Annotated in this window: 1 protein-coding gene; it reads right to left on the bottom strand. The window is 34.5% G+C overall.

Features of this window, described 5'->3' with window-relative positions; all coding sequences use genetic code 11:
* Positions 1–145 precede the first annotated feature (145 nt).
* A complete protein-coding gene (locus GQ590_RS12000) occupies positions 146–892 on the bottom strand; it encodes a PoNi-like cognate immunity protein (RefSeq protein ID WP_160409290.1) in 747 nt (248 codons plus the stop codon).
* Between the last annotated feature and the right edge of the window lie 207 nt (positions 893–1,099).

Below are 1,099 nucleotides of genomic sequence, written 5' to 3'. Positions count from 1 at the left end.
CGGCCTTGATACACTTGATGAGAAATAATCCGTCCCTGTTTGTCGTAGGCGGTGGTAAGTTTGATGCGCCCGTTGAGCTGTTTTTAAATCTATAATTTCTTGATACCCTTCTAGGGAGTTTAATTTGTCTCTTAGTTCCATAATATTACTCTTTCCAATGCACCATGTCGTAAGGGTAGTATGGTTGGTCTTTTAGGGCGGTGTCGTCTAAGCCGAGTATTTTGACTAATACACCACTTTCAAAGCTCCAATAGCCTGTATGAATATTCCATTTGCTTTTATGATCATCATGCCAGCCAGTATCTGAATGTCCTCTATACCACTCTTTTTTCAGGTATTTTTTTAATCTTTCTAGGGCTGCGGTTTTATCTGTTTGAGCCAATGAAATAATGTCTTGGGTTGCTTTATAAGGTCTGGGAAATTCAAACTTTGCCGTTTGTTTTCCCCATTGGGTACTGTTTTGTAAAAGAAAATCAACCAGATAATCATTAAGATGATCCCTTTCAACCAAAGATTTTAATTTTTCAAATATATCTGGTTCTGCCTCCAGCATAATACCGATAGATAACATCCAAACCATGGATATATAGCCGGATATTGCGTCCCAACCTTTTTCCATATAAGAAACCGTTATTTTATATTCTTCCATAATGGATGATATGGGTTGCCCCATTGAGTAATTCGTTACTAACGTTTGGCATTGATAATTAAAAATGCTATCATATGTTGCTTCGATAATTTCATTATTACGTCTTGGATATTTTTGTATTCCTTCCTTTTCATCTTGTTTTAAATTTTCTATTTTTTCAAAACGTTTTTTAATGAACTGTATATTTAAATCTATAATTTCTTGATACCCTTCTAGGGAGTTTAATTTGTCTCTTAGTTCCATATTTTTATCTCTTTTTTGGTAAAATTAATTATTTTTTAGTTAAGGCCAAGGGCTGCCGATACTTCCGTCTGGTTTTACCCGATAGGTGGTTACCTTACCGTTTGCATCTACTTTAGATAAGATTTGTAGCTATCCCCTAAAATAGCACAGCAAAAAAGTAGAAAACCCTGCCAATTTTTGTTGTTTTTTGAACGATTTATTTTAATA

It is taken from the genome of Gilliamella sp. Lep-s35, from assembly GCF_009795845.1.
GTDB lineage: Bacteria > Pseudomonadota > Gammaproteobacteria > Enterobacterales > Orbaceae > Gilliamella.
Note: the sequence above shows the minus strand (reverse complement) of the source record. Positions and strands in the feature narration are given on the sequence as shown.